19 protein-coding genes are annotated in these 17230 nt (G+C 42.1%); 4 read left to right on the top strand and 15 right to left on the bottom strand.

The window, feature by feature from the left end; translation table 11 throughout:
* Positions 1 to 85: 85 nt before the first annotated feature.
* From ACFQ1G_RS10255 to hemA, 15 genes are all read right to left on the bottom strand, one after another.
* The gene (locus tag ACFQ1G_RS10255) at positions 86 to 451 is read right to left on the bottom strand and encodes a DUF6616 family protein (protein ID WP_380739236.1); all 366 of its coding nucleotides are present in this window, start codon (positions 449 to 451) and stop codon (positions 86 to 88) included.
* 155 nt (positions 452 to 606) lie between these two features.
* Positions 607 to 1320 (bottom strand): 3'-5' exonuclease, encoded by a 714-nt coding sequence (locus ACFQ1G_RS10250; protein WP_380739234.1) that lies wholly within the window; start codon positions 1318 to 1320, stop codon positions 607 to 609.
* Positions 1317 to 2462 (bottom strand): serine hydrolase domain-containing protein, encoded by a 1146-nt coding sequence (locus ACFQ1G_RS10245; protein WP_380739233.1) that lies wholly within the window; start codon positions 2460 to 2462, stop codon positions 1317 to 1319. The genes ACFQ1G_RS10250 and ACFQ1G_RS10245 overlap by 4 nt, the downstream gene beginning before the upstream one ends.
* A 3-nt stretch (positions 2463 to 2465) precedes the next feature.
* Positions 2466 to 2939: a methylated-DNA--[protein]-cysteine S-methyltransferase gene (locus ACFQ1G_RS10240; RefSeq protein ID WP_380739231.1), complete on the bottom strand. Its 474-nt coding sequence runs from the start codon at positions 2937 to 2939 to the stop codon at positions 2466 to 2468.
* The gene (locus ACFQ1G_RS10235; protein ID WP_380739229.1) at positions 2932 to 4005 is read right to left on the bottom strand and encodes a CNNM domain-containing protein; all 1074 of its coding nucleotides are present in this window, start codon (positions 4003 to 4005) and stop codon (positions 2932 to 2934) included. Before ACFQ1G_RS10235 ends, ACFQ1G_RS10240 begins: the two co-directional genes overlap by 8 nt.
* A gap of 80 nt (positions 4006 to 4085) precedes the next feature.
* Positions 4086 to 5066: a lipoate--protein ligase gene (locus ACFQ1G_RS10230; RefSeq protein ID WP_380739228.1), complete on the bottom strand. Its 981-nt coding sequence runs from the start codon at positions 5064 to 5066 to the stop codon at positions 4086 to 4088.
* Positions 5067 to 5237: 171 nt separating this feature from the next.
* Positions 5238 to 5747 (bottom strand): hypothetical protein, encoded by a 510-nt coding sequence (locus ACFQ1G_RS10225; protein WP_380739226.1) that lies wholly within the window; start codon positions 5745 to 5747, stop codon positions 5238 to 5240.
* 270 nt (positions 5748 to 6017) lie between these two features.
* A complete protein-coding gene (locus ACFQ1G_RS10220) occupies positions 6018 to 6488 on the bottom strand; it encodes a hypothetical protein (RefSeq protein ID WP_380739224.1) in 471 nt (156 codons plus the stop codon).
* A 76-nt stretch (positions 6489 to 6564) separates the two neighbouring features.
* On the bottom strand, positions 6565 to 6909 hold the full coding sequence (locus ACFQ1G_RS10215; RefSeq protein WP_380739223.1) for a hypothetical protein: 345 nt from the start codon (positions 6907 to 6909) through the stop codon (positions 6565 to 6567).
* Positions 6910 to 6949: 40 nt separating this feature from the next.
* The gene (gene hemB, locus ACFQ1G_RS10210; protein WP_380739221.1) at positions 6950 to 7915 is read right to left on the bottom strand and encodes a porphobilinogen synthase; all 966 of its coding nucleotides are present in this window, start codon (positions 7913 to 7915) and stop codon (positions 6950 to 6952) included.
* Positions 7916 to 7958: 43 nt separating this feature from the next.
* Entirely contained in the window at positions 7959 to 8861 is a 903-nt protein-coding gene (gene hemF / locus ACFQ1G_RS10205; protein WP_380739219.1) for an oxygen-dependent coproporphyrinogen oxidase, read from the bottom strand.
* A 33-nt stretch (positions 8862 to 8894) separates the two neighbouring features.
* On the bottom strand, positions 8895 to 9917 hold the full coding sequence (hemE, locus tag ACFQ1G_RS10200; RefSeq protein WP_380739217.1) for a uroporphyrinogen decarboxylase: 1023 nt from the start codon (positions 9915 to 9917) through the stop codon (positions 8895 to 8897).
* 13 nt (positions 9918 to 9930) lie between these two features.
* A complete protein-coding gene (locus ACFQ1G_RS10195; protein WP_380739215.1) occupies positions 9931 to 10635 on the bottom strand; it encodes a uroporphyrinogen-III synthase in 705 nt (234 codons plus the stop codon).
* A 30-nt stretch (positions 10636 to 10665) separates the two neighbouring features.
* The gene (gene hemC / locus ACFQ1G_RS10190) at positions 10666 to 11586 is read right to left on the bottom strand and encodes a hydroxymethylbilane synthase (protein ID WP_380739213.1); all 921 of its coding nucleotides are present in this window, start codon (positions 11584 to 11586) and stop codon (positions 10666 to 10668) included.
* A complete protein-coding gene (gene hemA, locus ACFQ1G_RS10185) occupies positions 11583 to 12842 on the bottom strand; it encodes a glutamyl-tRNA reductase (RefSeq protein ID WP_380739211.1) in 1260 nt (419 codons plus the stop codon). The genes hemC and hemA overlap by 4 nt, the downstream gene beginning before the upstream one ends.
* Before the next feature lie 200 nt (positions 12843 to 13042).
* Between hemA and ACFQ1G_RS10180 the strand changes: the two genes are divergently transcribed.
* The 4 genes from ACFQ1G_RS10180 (at position 13043) to ACFQ1G_RS10165 (ending at position 17229) form a co-directional block, all read left to right on the top strand.
* Positions 13043 to 13945 carry an AraC family transcriptional regulator gene (locus tag ACFQ1G_RS10180; protein ID WP_380740796.1) on the top strand — a complete coding sequence of 301 codons (903 nt, stop codon included), beginning with the start codon at positions 13043 to 13045 and terminating at the stop codon, positions 13943 to 13945.
* 93 nt (positions 13946 to 14038) lie between these two features.
* Positions 14039 to 15070 carry a ferrochelatase gene (hemH, locus tag ACFQ1G_RS10175; protein ID WP_380739209.1) on the top strand — a complete coding sequence of 344 codons (1032 nt, stop codon included), beginning with the start codon at positions 14039 to 14041 and terminating at the stop codon, positions 15068 to 15070.
* A 111-nt stretch (positions 15071 to 15181) separates the two neighbouring features.
* Positions 15182 to 15730, top strand: a complete 549-nt coding sequence (locus ACFQ1G_RS10170; RefSeq protein WP_380739207.1) for a CopD family protein — start codon at positions 15182 to 15184, stop codon at positions 15728 to 15730.
* A 44-nt stretch (positions 15731 to 15774) separates the two neighbouring features.
* Complete coding sequence (locus ACFQ1G_RS10165; protein WP_380739205.1) at positions 15775 to 17229, top strand: sensor histidine kinase; 1455 nt, start codon at positions 15775 to 15777, stop codon at positions 17227 to 17229.
* The last annotated feature ends 1 nt before the right edge of the window (position 17230 follow it).

The following is a 17230-nucleotide window of genomic DNA, read 5'->3' as shown; positions in this document are numbered from 1 at the left end:
ATGTCGTTCTGTATAATATAAATGGCAATGAATAAAAAAGGTCCTGTTTTAATAATCAGGACCTTTTATTATTAGAAGATTTCGGTTAATCGTCAATTACCGAAGTCGAATGTTTTTTAAGGTTAACAAGAAAATCAACAGCTTCGTTCAATGTTATGATCTCTCCTCTGGAATTCTTTTGAGAGAAATATTTATGCCAGTGGGCTTCCTCAACGCCTTTTTCAAAAAGTTTGACATCATCAAGAGAAGGCACTTTCCAAACAGCGATATAACGATAGTCACTGCGGTAAGGAGTATGTTCATCATTCAATGCCCATCCCAGGTTCTCAATTCCAGCTTTTTCGAGGTCTGCGATCGCTCCCAGAACCTTGTTCATATAGGCTCTGCGATCCTCTTTGGGAAGGTTCATCCACTTGGTGGTTACATTCCATTGTTCCACATATAGATACATAATTCGTTTATTTTGGTTAGACTTTGGTTTCTAAATGCCTTCTTCGGAAAATGTCTTTTAATGAACATTTTTCCGGTCATCTAACTTAAATGTACCAAATAATTGAGAAACAGGCGGCTACAATAACAAATGATTAAGGTTTCCGGAAAGATTTGTTATACAGAAAGTATCTCCTCCTCGGTCAATAATTCTTCCTGCCGTAGTCTGAGGACTACCTGTGCAATAGCCACCACATCCTTTTCACAGTAAACAATAATACGATCCAGGTTTTGGTCATTATAGTAAACATCTCTAACCTCCGATCCGTCAATATCATCTTTTGGAGAGGGGACGTTTAATACATTGCATAAAAGTTTCAGGGAAGTGTAATGTTTAAAATCGCCAAACTTCCATAGTTCTAAAGTATCCAGATGTGGCACTTCCCAAGGCTTTTTTCCGAAGAGATCCAGCTTGAATGGCAATTCAATATTATGGATCAGCATACGGCGCGCGATGTATGGAAAGTCAAATTCCTTACCGTTATGGGCGCAAAGCAAATGCTGAGGTCCCGAAAAATGATCTTCCAGTAAGTTTTTAAATTCGAGAAGCAATTTCTTTTCTTCCCCATGAAAAGTGGTGATTCTGAAAGTTCTCAGGTCTCCCTGAAATGCCATAAAACCTACAGAAATACAGACGATCTTTCCAAATTCGGCCCAGATCCCTGCACGGTCATAGAATTCTTCGGGTGTGAAATCTTCTTTTCTTTGATACTGGGTCTTGAGTTCCCAGAGTTTCTTTTTTACTTCGGAAAGTTCAGAGTAGGAGGCATGTTCCGGAACAGTTTCAATATCCAGGAACAAAATGTTCTTTAAAGAAAGCTTCTTGATCATTTCGTTTCGCCCAGCATTTTATAGGCCTCATCAATATAGACATAAAAATCGTCTGAATGTTCCTGGTCTTCTTTTTTAGGGTATTTCTCCTCTCCCAGACGTACGATTATAAGGTCATCTTCCGGGATCACGATCACATACTGCCCAAGTATTCCTCTCATGTAAAATATCTCTTTGTCCCTGTAGTTCTCCAACCACAGGCCGTATCCATAATGCGGAGAGTCTTCGAAGCGTGGTTGAATGGAGGTGGCGACAAAGGAGGAATCCAGCAATTGATTTCCATTCCAGGTTCCAAAGTGTTTGTATAGCTTTCCGAGGCGGGCAAAATCACGGGCATTTGATGCGATACAGCAATACGCTTTCTCCATTCCGCTTTCCTCACTATCCAGTTGCCATAAAGCATCTTGCTGCATGCCCAGGGGTTTCCAGAAGCTTTCGCTGAGGTATTCAGAAACTGTTATTCCCGTCGCCTTTTCGATCACCATCGCCAATAGTTCAGTATTGCCGCTCAGGTATTTGAATTCTTTGCCGGGCTCTTCAGTAACCTCCAGATCAAGGATCTGTTCTCTAATGTCCTCTCCAAAATACGCCCTTGCAGTCATTGAAAAAGGGTTATAATAGCTTTCGTCCCAGTTGAGGCCAGAAGACATGGAAGAAAGATCACCCACGGTCAGCCGTTTATCGAATTGCGGAAAGAAATCGGCTACCGGCTGATCTAAACTTTTTATTTTTCCGTCCCTGATCGCTTTTCCCAGAAGTGCAGAAACTATGCTTTTCGCCATTGAAAAGGAGTTCGTTCTGGAGTCCTTTCCGAAATCTTCGGAATAGTTCTCGTACCAGATACTGTCATTTTTAATGATAAGAAAGGCTACGGTTCCAAGTTCTTCGTTGATCTTTTCGAGATCTGGCGTAGTTTCAGCTTTATTGTAATTAGAATGTTGGGGCCAGGGTTGAGGTTCCCCCGCTTCAATCTCCCGGTTGGCAAATTCACTGTGATCTGTAATGTAGGCCGTGGTGTACCCATTGAAATAAGTGACCTGTAAAGCCCTTAGGATATATTCAAAGTTGAAAATATACAGCAGGACTACCACTGCCAGAAAAAATACAATAATGCCCAGGAGGCTGCGGGAGAGACGTTTCATAGTTTAGAATAAGCTTTGTTGTTTTTGAGGCTGTTCATGTTCCAGCAACCATTTCTTACGCCATAACCCGCCGGCATAGCCTGTGAGTGAACCGTCACTGCCTATTACGCGATGACAGGGAACGATGATCCATAAAGGATTTCTCCCATTTGCGGCGGCAACCGCACGTATAGCTTTAGTATTTCCGAATTCCTTGGAAAGTTCAAGGTAGGAACTGGTTTTTCCGAAAGGTATCTTCAGTAATAATTCCCAGACTTTCTTCTGAAAATCGGTTCCTTCGGGATTGATCTTAAGGTTGAAAGTTTCCCTTTTTCCTAAGAAATATTCTTTCAATTGAATTTTAGCTTGTTGAAGAGGTTCCGGAACTGTTTCTGAAAATTTCGGTTTGTCCTCAGCCACATAGACCCGGGAAAGCCCGTTTTCATCACCTTCCAAAATGGCATAACCAAGAGGGGTTTTGAAGCCGGTACTATTCATCTTTTCTTTTCTCTTTTATAATTCCCAGTTTGCGCGCACGCTGCTCCCAGTTCTTTCGAGCCATTACCTGCATGTCTTCAATATTGTCACTTTCATCCATGATCTCCAGCCCCAGCAAGGTCTCAATAATGTCTTCCATGGTCACTAGGCCAATAGTATTCCCATATTGATCTACCACGGCCGAAAGGTGTGTTCTCTTTTGCAGGAACTTATCAAAAAGTTCAGGAATAGGCGTGTCTTCAGAAAAAATTGGGATGTCAATTTTAAGAGATGACAAAGGTTCATTCCCTTTTTGATTCAGCATTTCTTCCAGTACATCATCCTTTAGGATAAAACCTGTGATATTATGTGATTTGCGACTGTAAACAGGGATCCGCGAAAATTTTAAATTTTTGTGGTTGATGTAAAATTGTTCGATGGTGGTTGTTTCATCCTCGATAACCGCCACAGAGAACGGCGTCATAATATCTTTGGCTTTAACCTTTTCAAACACCAGCATATTCTTGATCACCGTAGTTTCTTTTCCGTCAAAAACGCCTTCTTCTTCAGCAACATCGGCAATGGCCATAAACTCTTCTTTGCTCATCGTACTCACGTGAGCACTTTTGCCTATAAGTTTCGTGGTAAGCATCATAAGCCAAAGGATTCCGGTATACTTCAGCGGAAAAACAAAGATCTTTAAGGTTTGAGCCGTGAAATACCCTAAGGATTTCCAGTAGGTCGCTCCAATTGTTTTCGGAATAATTTCGGAAAGCACAAGGATTCCCAGGGTCATGAGCGCAGATACGATCCCAACCATATTGCCACCGTCACCAAAGACCTTTTCTGCCTGAACACCCACCAGAATGGCACCCACGGTATGAGCTACCGTATTAATAGTGAGTATCGCAATAAGAGGCTTATCTAAATCCTGTTTATATTTCGCAAGTGTTTTTGCATACGCTTTCCCCTTCCTTGCTTTCATTTGGATATAACCCGGAGTAATGCTTAAAAAAGAGGCCTCCAGTATAGAACACAGAAAGGAAAAGAATATAGAAATGAATGCGTAAAAAAGTAATAATCCCATCTACCGCTGTTTGCTGATTTCAATATAGTAAAAGTTAAGAGGATAATTGATGTTAAGCCCTGAAAGTAACTTAACAATACCTAAAACATTATTGAGATCAGATCATCAACCGTGATCTTATCAAAATATTCCTTCAGGTTGAAGGGTTCCAGTTTAGAACGTATCGCCTCTTCTTCGTGTTTGGTATTCTCAAGTGCCTTCTCAACCGGCCTGATATCCCGAATGTGGAAGAAATCGCCGGTGATCTTCACATCATTGATGATCCCGTGGGAGACATTCATATTCATCTCAATGGTTCCTCCTTTGGTACGTGCACCCTGCTTGAAGTTATAATCAGGCGAATACCCGAAGTTCCAGTCCCAGGTACTATATTTTTCATCACGTATTTCCTGGATCTTTTGAAGGTCTTCCTCGGTAAACTCATACATGCGGGCTTCGGGGAAATTTTTCGTGATATATTCCATGATCTTATTGGTGAACTCATCCAGGCTGATCTTTTCCGGCAGGTGATCACTGATATTGGTAACCCGGTTTGGAACCGACTTCACACCACGATCTTTATATTTTAGTGGATTGATCTTTAGAGCACCGCTTATATCATTCATTTCAGATGAAAAAAGCAAGGTTCCGTGGTGAAGGACCTTGTTCTTGAAGACATGCTCAGCGTTTCCTGAAAACTTCTTTCCGTCAATGGTCAGATCGTTTCGGCCTTCAAATTTCGCATTCACCCCAAGTTCCTTTAGTACCTCTATGATAGGTTGGGTATATCTTTGGAAATCGATCATTTCATAACTGTCTCCTGTCCTTGTGAAAGAGAAGTTGAGGTTGCCCAGGTCGTGATAAACGGCCCCGCCACCGGAAAGTCTTCTTACCACCTTTATTCCTCGTTCCTTCACATACTCATGGTTGATCTCGGCAAGGGTATTTTGATGTTTGCCGACGATGATCGCATTATCATTGCGCCACAGCATGAAGCAATCCTCTTCCATATGCTTAAAAATATATTCATCTGTCGCTATATTAAAGTATGGATCGGTGGAGTGATGTTTAATGCACAGCATGTTTTTGCAAAATTGGTTCTTTCAAAAATAAGAAAGCTTATTCTGAAAACTCCTAATTGTAAATTAATTTCAGTTTTTCTTCGGGAGGTAGCTTAAGGTATTGTTCAAAATAAAAAACGTCATCTTATAAGATGACGTTTTCGTCTTGGTTGGTTAAAGTATGGGGCAATGTTAGACAGCCTGCCTGGTTGGGGCATTTCGGCGTCTGTTCCTGAAATTCTTCATGTCACCCGACATTGGATTCTCCTTACGATATAGAGTATCAAGAGAATGGGTGATTTCCTGGATATATTCGTTCCATAGAACAGGCTCTTCTTCACCTTTTGCAGCATGCCACCAGGTTTGTCCTCCCGAATGGAATGCGGTGATCAAAGCAGTAGTCCAGCTTTCCTCCACATGTGAGAAATTATTTAAATGAAATATATCCGGGTTTACAGTGTGGTATATGCTGTTGAGCCATTTGCGGGTTGGGTTGAGGTCTTCCCATGTTTCCCTGAGCCAGTCTAATTTAAAATCACTTTTGTAAAAGGTCACATTGGGACGTTCTTCAGCTTCTGTTTGCTGGTATGGGGAAGGCCATCCGCCCAATGCTACTAAATGTACCTGAATATTGTATTTTTCAAGTGTCCTGCATAGTTCCAGAGAATAATTCCAAATTCCATTCGTCGTATCCGTAGTCATTAAGACCTTCATTTTTTGTCCATTCATATGCGTTCGGTTCATTTAGTTCCTGTTAGTAAATAGAAGAGGGGCAGATTCTGGTTCAATTTCAGTGGTTCTGAAAAAATGAATTTTTAGAATCTGATGTTCTAATATGGTTCAAATGTACAGGAGGTGATTGTGAAATTGTATTAAGACTAGCCTAAATGATTCTTAAACCCTAGTTATAACAGCAATTTCAAAAGAAATAACGGGAGATCATTCTCCCGTTATTAAGTTCAACAATTAGAATTAAAGATCAGAAATGATCTTTTGCCATTTTCCCGCCTTGGCCAGGCGCATCTCTTTTTCGGTGACGGGATGATCTTCTTCCGTGTAAAAACGAAGGTGCTCTGCCGGGCGGTTCTTTAAATTGATATTCAGGATTATTTCCCGTACCTCATCAAGATTCGAAGAAACGCTATTCTTATTATATTCCTTTGAAACTTCACATTTTTGAATGAGTCCCAGGTCGATCAATTTCACGTGAGCCTTTTTAGAATGCGGTACACTTAAAAACTTACGTTTGTCCATGTCGATCCCTAGTGCAAGATCAGGTAAGAAATCGATTTCCGTTAAAATTAGGTTATGTTCGGCAGCGATCTTTTGGATCGCTTTTTCTTTCTTTCTCAGAGAGATTTTTTGTTCTATAAGAAGGTAGCCTACAGGTGCTAAAAATGCCATTAACAGGCCTAACCCCATAAGCGTGGTTGTTGTATCCATTTTTCTATTTTTTCTTTGACTTAATTTTTTTCAGACTAAAGCTGAAGCCTAAAGAGGGCATGAAAATGCCATTAATTCAAAGAAAGAAGTGGTAGGGAAAAAGCTGGGCGGTGATCGCGGCCCGAAGATCCCTTTTTAGAAAAGAATATGAGTTTGTCAGGAAAACCCTCTCCAGGAATATTACTTCGGAAGGGTTAGATTTTCCATAGCTTAAAGAAGTTCTTTCGGAAGCTTCCGGAACCTCGAGGTTTTCAGTTTGATCAAAGACCAATAATACCGGATGGGCTTCTCGAAATTGAGCTTTTTCTGTATCAGGCTCAAATAATTCCGAAGGAAAGGCAAAAGTAGACATGCCTGCCTGGCTGAAAAAAGCCAGTAGAACGAGAAGAAATTTTCCGAAGAAAAACTGAGGTGTTTTCACCCGTTAAAAGTAATTAAAGAAAGTATTGCTTGATACTGCCTTATAATAATTTAACAGCGTCTTTTGCAAAGTAGCTGGCGATCATATGGGCGCCTGCTCGTTTGATGGATAAAAGTTGTTCCAGCATCACGGCATCGTGATCCAACCAGCCTTTTTCTGAAGCTGCCTTGATCATGGCATATTCCCCGCTCACCTGGTAAACGGCCACAGGAACGTCAACCGCGTTGCGAATGTCACGCACAATGTCCAGGTAACAAAGTCCGGGTTTTACCATCACGATATCGGCTCCCTCTTCAATATCCATAATAGTTTCCTTAATAGCCTCCTCCCGGTTGGCAGGATCCATTTGATAGGTTTTCTTGTCTCCGAACCCGGGAGCCGAATCAAGCGCATCCCTGAAAGGTCCGTAGAAAGCCGAAGCATATTTAGCACTGTAGCTCATGATGCCTGACTTGTGAAAGTTGTTTTCTTCTAGAGTTTCCCGAATCGCTAAAATTCTGCCGTCCATCATGTCGCTTGGTGCAACAAAATCGGCCCCGGCCTTGACATGCGAAAGTGCCATTTTTGCAAGCACCTTGGTGGTAGGGTCATTCAAAATTTCTCCATTTTCAACAATTCCGTCGTGACCATATGAAGAATAAGGATCCAGAGCAACATCAGTCATTACGAGCATTTCGGGAACTGCGTTTTTGATGGTCTTGATGGCTCGCTGCATGAGACCTTCCTTGTTAAGCGCTTCTGTTCCTTCGTTGTCCTTGAGGTTATCGGGCACCTTGACAAAAACCAAAACCGATTTAAGACCCATTTGCCACAACTCCTTCACTTCCTTTTCCAACAAGTCAAGGCTAAACCTGAAATAATTTGGCATGGAAGCGATCTCTTCCTTCACATTCTTTCCTTCCACTACGAAAAGGGGAACTATAAAATCATTTGGCGATAGTGAAGTTTCCCGCACGAGGCTTCTAATGGCTTCGTTGGTTCTTAATCTTCGGTTTCTTATTAACATATCAAATGCTTTAAGTTTTATTATTCAGGTAGCTGTTGGCTTTTTAAGCCCATTCTCTGGGTTGTTCCAGTACCTTGATCAATTTTTCTTCTTCGCTGCCGTGTTCGGGATGATGGTCATAGACCCACTGGACATGCGGCGGAAGGCTCATAAGGATGCTTTCAATCCTTCCGTTGGTCTTTAATCCAAAAAGGGTTCCTTTATCATGCACCAGGTTGAATTCAACATAACGACCGCGTCTTATTTCCTGCCATTTTCTTTGTTCTTCGGAATAAGGCAGGTCCATAGTTCTTTTCACTATAGGTATGTAGGCTTCTAAAAAGCTGTTTCCTACGTCGGTCACGAAGTTGTACCAGTCTTCCATAGATCTCTCTTCGGAAGCCTTGCAATAATCAAAGAACAATCCGCCTACGCCGCGGGCTTCATTTCTATGGGAATTCCAGAAGTATTCGTCGCATTTTTGTTTGTATTCAGAATAAAAACCGGGGTCGTGACGGTCACAAGCTGCCTTACAAACCGAATGAAAATGTGTCGCATCTTCATCAAAAAGGTAATAAGGAGTAAGGTCCTGTCCGCCGCCAAACCAGCTGTCGATCACTTTGCCGTCCTTGTCGTACATCTCAAAATATCGCCAGTTAGCATGGACAGTTGGTACCATCGGGTTTTTCGGATGAAGCACAAGACTTAGTCCGCAGGCAAAGAAATTCACGTCTCCAACATTGAAGTATTTCTGCATGGCTGGTGCCAGCGGTCCGTGAACCTTTGAAATATTTACGCCCCCTTTTTCAAAAACTGCTCCGTCTTCAATGACACGGGTCCTTCCGCCGCCACCTTCCTTGCGTTTCCATAGGTCTTCCTTGAAAACAGCTTTTCCGTCGATCTCTTCCAAACCGGAAGTGATCTTATCCTGCAGATTCTGAATATATGCGTAGAACTTCTCTTTCATCTTTTACTTTTTTCCGAATTGGAAGAGCCGGAATTATTTGTATTCTTTCACAGCTTCTACAAAGGCGATCGCGTTTTCAACCGGAATATCAGGAAGAATTCCGTGGCCCAGATTAACAATGTATCTGTCTTTTCCAAATTCATCGATCATGGTATGAACCATTTCTTTAATTTCTGCAGGCGGAGAATACAATCTGCTCGGGTCAAAATTCCCCTGAAGCGTGATCTCGCCACCGGTTAATTTTCGAGCCATTTTCGGAGAACAGGTCCAATCCACACCTAGTGCAGAAGCGCCTGAAACTGCCATTTTATCTAGTGCGAACCAGCATCCTTTTCCAAAAGCGATCACAGGAATGTCATCTTTTAAAGCATCAATGATCTGCTGAATATATTTCCATGAGAACTCTTCATAATCTCTGGGAGATAGCATTCCTCCCCAGGAATCAAAGATCTGGACAGCGTCAACACCGGCTTCTACCTTGGCTTTTAAATAAGCAATGGTAGTATCTGTGATCTTTTGAAGCAATGTGTGGGCTGCTTGTGGCTGTGTGAAACAGAATTTTTTGGCAATATCAAAGTTTTTAGAACCCTGGCCTTGCACCGCGTAACAAAGTATAGTCCATGGGGAACCGGCGAAACCGATCAATGGCACCTCGTTGTTGAGCTCCTTTTTGGTCATTTTCACAGCATCCATTACGTAGCCGAGGGTTTCGTGAACATCTGGCACGATCACTTTGTTCACGGCTTCCATGCTGCGAACAGGATTTGGAAGCCATGGCCCAACTCCGGGTTTCATTTCCACCTCAATATTCATCGCTTGCGGAACCACTAAAATGTCGCTAAAAAGTATAGCCGCATCTGTGCCCACCTGATGAATTGGCATCACCGTGATCTCGGTAGCCAGTTCGGGTGTGCGACAGCGCGTGAAAAAATCATATTTTTCCTTCAGCTTCATAAAGTCAGGTAAGTAGCGTCCTGCCTGTCTCATCATCCATACCGGTGGACGTTCTACCGTTTCACCTTTTAAAGCTCTAAGAAATAAATCGTTCTTTATCATCTACTTTGATTTTTTAAAGTGACCCGGGCCACTGTTTTTTTCCTAATTTTTTCACCGCCTGCACTATCACATTTTCAATGCTTGGGTTACTGGCGATGACTACCTGGTTCGTATATTTTTTTGCTTCGGAAGCAGTGGTGTTACCTATGCAAAATGCAATACTTTCAGAAAGATCGTTCTCTGAACAATAACTTTCAACCCCGCTGGGACTGAAAAAAAGAACCCCGTCAAAGATACGATCAAATTTTTTCGGTTTCAGAATGGTATCATAAACTTCAACTTCAGTAAGACCAATTCCGTTTTCACGCAATTGCGAAGGGATGGCATCCAGACGTTTTTTTCCGCAGAAGAACATGAATTCTTCCATTTTATGAAACTCTTTGATCTCATATGCCAGTTCTTCAGCATTGTTAGCGATTCTCGCGATCGTAAATCCGTTTTCTCTAAGGAGGGCCGAAGTTTTTACGCCTACAGCAAAACTTTTCCTTTCTTTTAAAAGATCAACTTTTGGATGGTCTAATACTGCCAGTACCGCATTTTTACTCGAAAAGATGAGGTTTCGGGGAATTATATTGATCTCAAAAGATTGTGGCTTTACAGAAATAAAGTCATATTCGACCAGGCCCAAACCGGAATTCAACAAAAGTTGCTTTTGATGCTCAGCCAGTTTTTTGGTCGACAATAGGGTCTTTTGAGAAGTATCTATAGAAGCCGACATTTCTGGATTTTTATAAATATCCTCAAAAAGTTAACCTTTTTGAGCGAGTTTTGATTTGATCTCTTTCATTAATTCAGATCCGCCTGCCTGCAGGATCTCTTCTGCGCATAACTTTCCAAAGTTCTTGCTGTCAGAAACATTGATTCGTTTCTCAATATCCAGCTTTTTGGTTCCATCTACACTAAAAAGAGCGCCTTTAAAATGGAGCTCGTTTTCTTCGATAACTGCCAGGGCACCAATTGGGGCGGTACAACCGCCTTCCAGGGTTCGCAGGAACTCACGCTCTATATGGACGCAGATCTCTGATTCTTCATGATTTAAAGCTGCTAAAGCATTTCTGCAAAAAGCATCTTCTTCCTTGGCAACTATTAACATGGCTCCCTGTGCGGGTGCCGGGATCATCCAGTCAAGATCAAGATAGGTCTCAGGCTTAAGATTGATCCTTTCGAGGCCGGCCGCGGCGAAGATCGCCCCGTTCCAGTTATTGTCCTCTAATTTTTTAAGTCGGGTATTGACATTTCCTCTAAGATCTACCACCTCATGTTGCGGATACCTGTTCAGCCATTGTGCTTGCCTGCGAAGGCTTCCGGTGGCTATGGTCCCTTTTCCGTTTAGAAAATCTGTTCCCTTGTGAAGAAGTATGTCCTGGGTATGGGCTCTTTTCATGACAGCAGCCTCCACTATTCCCTTTGGAAGGGCAGTAGGAACATCCTTCATGGAATGAACAGCGATATCGATAGTATCGGTTAACATGGCGACATCAAGGGTTTTTGTGAATATCCCTGTGATGCCGAATTCATATAAAGGTTTGTCTAATACAAGATCACCTTGTGATTTAACAGGAACCAATTCGGTTTCATGACCCAGGGCCTCCAAAGCGTTCTTAACGGTGTTGGCCTGCCATAAAGCCAGTTCACTATCGCGGGTTCCTATGCGTATGGTTTTTTTCATTTTCTCACAGGTTCTTCCAGCTGAAACATTTTTTGAATAAGCTCCAAACTCTCGTCGGTCGAATTTGAATCGCCTTTAAGATGGTTGGCAAAATGATTCATGATTTTCTGAATGATCCTGTCACTAATGATCTCGGCTTGGGAATCGTTGAAGTCGCTGATCTTTCTGCGTTGAAAATCGATTTCAGCGTCTTTCATAGCCTTTAATTTCTTCTTCAAGGCCTTGATGGTTGGTGCGAACTTACGGGTTTCAAGCCACTGAATGAATTCAGTTTCAATTTCGCGGATGATCTCTTTTGCCTGCGGGATGGATTGTTTTCTGCGCTCCAGGGTCTCGTCGGTCATTTGAGACAGGTGGTCTAAATGTATCAAGGTAACACCCGGAAGGTCCATCACGTCATCGGCTACGTTTTTAGGTATCGAAAGATCAAGTATAAGCAGATCTTTTTTATTGTAGATAAGTTCTTTTGTAATGGTTGGGTTCTGTGCCCCAGTAGCAACAATAAGAATATCAGCCTCCCTGATCTCTGCCTGCAGGTCTACATAATCTTTTACAGTCAAATTGAATTTACCCGCTATCCTTTCAGCCTTATCTTTGGTACGGTTAATAAGGGTGATATGATCATTTTTGGTATGCTTTACCAGGTTCTCACAAGTGTTGCGGCCTATTTTTCCGGTCCCGAAAAGCAGAATGTTCTTTTCGGCGGGGTTTTCGAAATTCTTCAGGATATATTGTACAGAGGCGAAGCTTACCGAGGTTGCTCCGGAAGAGATCTGGGTCTCATTCTTGATCCTTTTACTCGCCTGAATCACCGCGTTGATCAATCTTTCTAAAAAGGGATTTCCAACGCCGGCTTCACGGGATTGTAAAAAGGCAATCTTTAGCTGACTTATGATCTCAAAGTCCCCAAGGATCTGGCTGTCCAGCCCGGTTCCCACACGAAACATATGTGAGATGGCCTCTTTGTTCTTATATACATAAGCGACTTTCTCAAACTCTTCTACAGTACCGTGAGTGTGCTCACATAAAAGTTTGATTAACTGAAAAGGGTGCTGAGCAAAACCGTAAATTTCGGTTCTGTTGCAGGTAGAAGTGACGATCAAGCCATCAATGCCTTCTACTTTTGCCTGCTGTAATAGGTTTTTCTTACCCTCGTCACTAAGACTAAAATGTCCTCTTATCTCAGCATCGGCCTTTTTGTAGCTAAGGCCTATAGTATAAAAATGCTTTCCTCTTGAAATGTTATAATCCTCCATTTACCTGATTACGAATTCAGCTAACAAAATTAAGCTAAGGCTATTTTAAAAAACAACGCTCAAAGTACATTTTTTGTCGCTGCACGTGATTTTAGGGAAAAAACTGATGTAAATCATATTTTTGCGTAATTTTACCATGAAACTAGGGGTTTGAGAAAAAATTGGGCAAATTTGTCCTTTATTTTATGATCAAGATCATTATGGAAGAAAATGAAAAAAATATCGCTGGAGGGATTTTTGAAAAGACAAAACTCGAAGAGGGCTTCTACCTTTTAAAGTTTACCAATGAGCAGAAAGAGCCTGTAAAGGTGACCCGAAACATCAACAGTAAGTTTATACAATTTCATTTTTCAGGGAAAGGGGAAGGCAAGTTCTTCTTTAATGGAGGGAGTTATAAAATCCCCCTTTTTGAAGAGAATTCCTTACTCTTGTACAATCCAAAAAGGGATTTGCCGATAGACCTTCAGCTGGAGCCTAAAAGCTGGGTATTCTCCATTGTGATCTCCATAAAGAAGTTTCACGCGCTCTTTTCCGAAGAAGCCGGATATATCAGCTTTTTGAACCTGGAGAATCGGGATAAGCAGTATTACAAAGACGCCCCGCTTTCGCCGGGCATGGTGATCGTGCTCAACCAGTTGGCCAACTACAATATTGTACCCACTATCAAGAATCTGTATTACAAAGCAAAGGCATATGAACTGCTCAGTTTGTATTTCAACCGGTCTGAGGAGCCCGATGTTGAGCAATGTCCTTTCCTGACAGACGAAGAAAATGTTCTGAAAATAAGGAAGGCCAAGGATATCGTGATCGCGAATATGGCTGAACCACCATCGCTTCATGAGTTGTCAAGGGAAATCGGCCTTAGTCTGAAGAAATTAAAGGAAGGCTTTAAGCAGATCTATGGAGATTCGGTTTTCAGTTTCCTTTTCGATTATAAAATGGAGTATGCCCGTAAACTTTTAGATAGTGGAGAGTACAATGTAAATGAAGTAGGGCTGAAAGTTGGCTACAGCACGTCCAGTCATTTTATTGCGGCATTTAAAAAGAAGTTCGGGACCACTCCAAAGAAGTATTTAATGTCACTTACCTCAGACGCCGGTTAATAAGTCCCGTCGATAAGCCTATCAGGCTTTAATTTGAAGATCACTTTTAAGTGACGTTTTATTAATCGTATTTTTGAGCATAAATTTTTGAAAATGAGTAAAGGTGTTTTACTGGTAAATTTAGGGTCTCCGGACAGTACAGATCCAAAAGATGTAAAAAAGTACCTCGATGAGTTCCTGATGGACGAAAGGGTGATTGATGTGCCATATTGGGCGCGAACACTTTTGGTGCGAGGGATCATTTTGAATACCCGTCCCAAGAAGTCGGCAGAGGCCTACCAAAAGATCTGGTGGGAAGAAGGCTCGCCTCTTATTGTCCTTTCTGAAAGACTTCAGAAAAAAGTGGACGATCTCACCTCTGTTCCAATTTCCCTGGCCATGCGCTACGGAAAGCCCAACATCATGAACGGGCTTCAGGAATTACATGATCAAGGGGTAGATGAGGTATTGCTGTTTCCGCTTTACCCGCAATTTGCCATGGCTACCACCGAAACCATTCTGGTGTTGGCAGAAGAACTTCGGAAGAAGCATTTTCCGCAGATGAAATTCACCTCTGTTCCCGCATTTTACAATCACGCCGATTACATTCGGGTGCTCGCGAACAGCATTTCAGAAAGACTGAAGGATGTTGATTACGAACATCTTTTATTCTCCTATCACGGGGTGCCTAAAAGGCATATTAGAAAGAGCGATATCACCAAGTCTCATTGTAAGATAGACGGCAGCTGCTGCCAGACGCCTTCTGCGGCACACCAGTTTTGCTATCGTCACCAGTGTTATGAAACCACCAGGCTGGTAGCTGAATATTTAGAGCTGGAAAAGGACTCCTATTCAGTTTCCTTCCAGTCACGTTTAGGATTCGACCCATGGTTGCAACCCTATACAGACAGAACCATTGAAAGATTGGGACTTGAAGGCACTAAAAAGCTTGCTATAGTTACACCGGCATTTGTTTCAGACTGTTTAGAGACTCTTGAGGAGATCGCGATGGAAGGAAAAGAGATCTTTGAAGAAGTAGGTGGGGAGCAGTTTACCGTCGTGCCTTGTCTCAACGATCGTGATGAATGGGTGAAAGTATTGGCGCGTTGGGTAGATGAGTGGGCCACACAGCCTGTGACCGCTTAAAAAGTTTAATTCCCGGAAGTTTTCCGAAGTAAACCTATTGCGTATCTTTGTTCAAAGGCCTGGTGAGAGTGGGAGCGTAGTGATGAGCCTGAAACTTAAAATCTTCAATACTTGGAATACTACAATTACATTAAAGCCCTCCACCTGATCTTTGTGATCACCTGGTTTGCAGGTCTTTTTTACATTCCCCGACTGTTTATTTATCACATTGAAGCAACCGAAAAACCGGAGCCTGAAAGGTCATTTTTGACAAATCAGCTTAAATTGATGACCAAAAGGTTATGGTATATCATAACCTGGCCATCGGCTGTTCTTGCCAGTGTGTTCGCTTTCTGGCTGCTATTTCTGAATCCTTACTGGTTAAGAATGGACTGGATGCTGGTGAAGCTGGGCTTTGTCTTTTTATTATATCTCTATCACCTCAAGTGCCATTGGATCTTTAAAGAACTTCAAAAAGACATTGTTAAATGGACATCCAACCAAATGCGTTTATGGAATGAAGGTTCCACCCTCATCCTGTTTGCGGTGGTCTTTCTTGTTATAGTTCGGGATGCTGTTAATTGGATCTACGGAGTGATCGGGATCTTCCTTTTGGCGGCAATGCTCATGCTGGGAATAAGGATCTATAAACGATTGCGCAGTAAAAATCCGGAACTCTAAAAAGTGGTTTGATAATTGTAACTTCTAGGCCGTAACTGAAATACATGAAGCTTTTAAAATTTTCCTTACGTACAAGAATCTTCCTCTCCATGATCTTGCTGGTGCTGCTGGCGTCTATTTTAATTGGAGGTATTACGGTTTACCAATATAAAGAGGAGGCTAAAGATTACCACCAGGAAAGACTGGAGCGTAAAGAGGAGGCCATCAGGGAGAATATCAAGTTCGTCATTGAAAGTACCACCTACGAGGTCAGCAAAGATAATATTACCCTTATTCTGAAGGAACGCGGAAAGATCCATGAGATCTCCCAGGTTCACAATATGCCTCTGAATATATACAGTCTGGAAGGAGATTTGATCTTGAAATCCAAGCAGTCTTTTTTTCCCGATACCACAGATCTTCAGCTGGCCGATGGAATCCTGGAAGGTTTGAGCAATAATTCCAGAAAAAGGGTTTTGGTGCATACCACCAAGAACAACAAGCGCTTTCAATCTTCTTACACCTATATAACCGACAATAAGTTCAAGCCGCTGGCAATTTTAAACCTTCCTTACCTGGAAGACGACTATTTCATTACACGGGACCTTGAGAATTTTCTCATTAAACTGGTGGAAGTGTATTTGTTCATGCTTCTGATAGCAGTGCTGCTGGCATATTTCCTTTCAAAGTATATTACCAGAAGTCTAAAGACCATTTCTGAAAAGATCCATCAAACCAGGCTGGATAAACGAAACCAGAAGATCGATATCGGGAATGTTTCCGAAGAGATCTACACACTGGTAAGCGCCTATAACAGTATGATCGATGAGCTCGAAGAAAGTGCCGTAAAACTGGCGACCAATGAGCGGGAACAGGCCTGGAGGGAAATGGCAAAGCAGGTTGCTCATGAGATCAAGAATCCGCTTACACCAATGAGGTTGAGCGTTCAGAACTTCCAGCGCAAGTTTGATCCTGGGGATCCTGAGGTGAACCATAAGGTAAATGAGTTCAGTGAGACGCTTATCAATCAAATTGACACGATGAGCTCGATTGCTTCGGCTTTCTCTAGTTTCGCGAAAATGCCGGCGCAGCAAAATGAAACCCTCAATGTTCCGAAGATCGTGAAACTCGCGATCGATATTTTTAATGAGGAGTATATTTTATTTTCCGCGGAAAAAGAAGAGATCCTTGCAAAATTCGATCGCACCCAGCTGATTCGGGTTGTGACCAATCTTGTTAAAAATGCCATTCAGGCAACCGAAGATGTTGAAAACCCAGCGATCCTGGTGGCGGTAACCGAAGAAGACGGGTTTGCCTGCTTAACAGTTTCAGATAATGGAACCGGAATTACAGAAGAGAATAAACCTAAAGTTTTTGAGCCCAAGTTTACCACCAAGTCAAGCGGGATGGGATTGGGCCTTGCGATGGTGAAAAATATTGTGGAAAGCTGTAACGGCACCATTGATTTCACCAGTAAATTAAATAAAGGTACTATCTTTAAAGTACGTTTTCCAAACTAAT

The sequence above is a fragment of the Salinimicrobium gaetbulicola genome (assembly GCF_042676025.1).
GTDB lineage: Bacteria > Bacteroidota > Bacteroidia > Flavobacteriales > Flavobacteriaceae > Salinimicrobium > Salinimicrobium gaetbulicola.
The sequence above is the reverse complement of the archived record's forward strand: the minus strand, read 5'-3'. Positions and strand labels throughout refer to the sequence as shown.

What these genes read in the sequence shown, in the direction of transcription:
- hemE (WP_380739217.1), bottom strand. Translation starts at nt 9,917, where the DNA reads ATGATAAAGAACGATTTATTTCTTAGAGCTTTAAAAGGTGAAACGGTA.
- ACFQ1G_RS10220 (WP_380739224.1), bottom strand. Translation starts at nt 6,488, where the DNA reads ATGGATACAACAACCACGCTTATGGGGTTAGGCCTGTTAATGGCATTT.
- ACFQ1G_RS10240 (WP_380739231.1), bottom strand. Translation starts at nt 2,939, where the DNA reads ATGAATAGTACCGGCTTCAAAACCCCTCTTGGTTATGCCATTTTGGAA.
- ACFQ1G_RS10245 (WP_380739233.1), bottom strand. Translation starts at nt 2,462, where the DNA reads ATGAAACGTCTCTCCCGCAGCCTCCTGGGCATTATTGTATTTTTTCTG.
- hemB (WP_380739221.1), bottom strand. Translation starts at nt 7,915, where the DNA reads ATGTTAATAAGAAACCGAAGATTAAGAACCAACGAAGCCATTAGAAGC.
- ACFQ1G_RS10165 (WP_380739205.1), top strand. Translation starts at nt 15,775, where the DNA reads ATGAAGCTTTTAAAATTTTCCTTACGTACAAGAATCTTCCTCTCCATG.
- ACFQ1G_RS10250 (WP_380739234.1), bottom strand. Translation starts at nt 1,320, where the DNA reads ATGATCAAGAAGCTTTCTTTAAAGAACATTTTGTTCCTGGATATTGAA.
- ACFQ1G_RS10180 (WP_380740796.1), top strand. Translation starts at nt 13,043, where the DNA reads ATGGAAGAAAATGAAAAAAATATCGCTGGAGGGATTTTTGAAAAGACA.
- hemF (WP_380739219.1), bottom strand. Translation starts at nt 8,861, where the DNA reads ATGAAAGAGAAGTTCTACGCATATATTCAGAATCTGCAGGATAAGATC.
- ACFQ1G_RS10230 (WP_380739228.1), bottom strand. Translation starts at nt 5,066, where the DNA reads ATGCTGTGCATTAAACATCACTCCACCGATCCATACTTTAATATAGCG.
- hemC (WP_380739213.1), bottom strand. Translation starts at nt 11,586, where the DNA reads ATGAAAAAAACCATACGCATAGGAACCCGCGATAGTGAACTGGCTTTA.
- ACFQ1G_RS10235 (WP_380739229.1), bottom strand. Translation starts at nt 4,005, where the DNA reads ATGGGATTATTACTTTTTTACGCATTCATTTCTATATTCTTTTCCTTT.
- hemH (WP_380739209.1), top strand. Translation starts at nt 14,039, where the DNA reads ATGAGTAAAGGTGTTTTACTGGTAAATTTAGGGTCTCCGGACAGTACA.
- ACFQ1G_RS10225 (WP_380739226.1), bottom strand. Translation starts at nt 5,747, where the DNA reads ATGACTACGGATACGACGAATGGAATTTGGAATTATTCTCTGGAACTA.
- ACFQ1G_RS10255 (WP_380739236.1), bottom strand. Translation starts at nt 451, where the DNA reads ATGTATCTATATGTGGAACAATGGAATGTAACCACCAAGTGGATGAAC.
- hemA (WP_380739211.1), bottom strand. Translation starts at nt 12,842, where the DNA reads ATGGAGGATTATAACATTTCAAGAGGAAAGCATTTTTATACTATAGGC.
- ACFQ1G_RS10195 (WP_380739215.1), bottom strand. Translation starts at nt 10,635, where the DNA reads ATGTCGGCTTCTATAGATACTTCTCAAAAGACCCTATTGTCGACCAAA.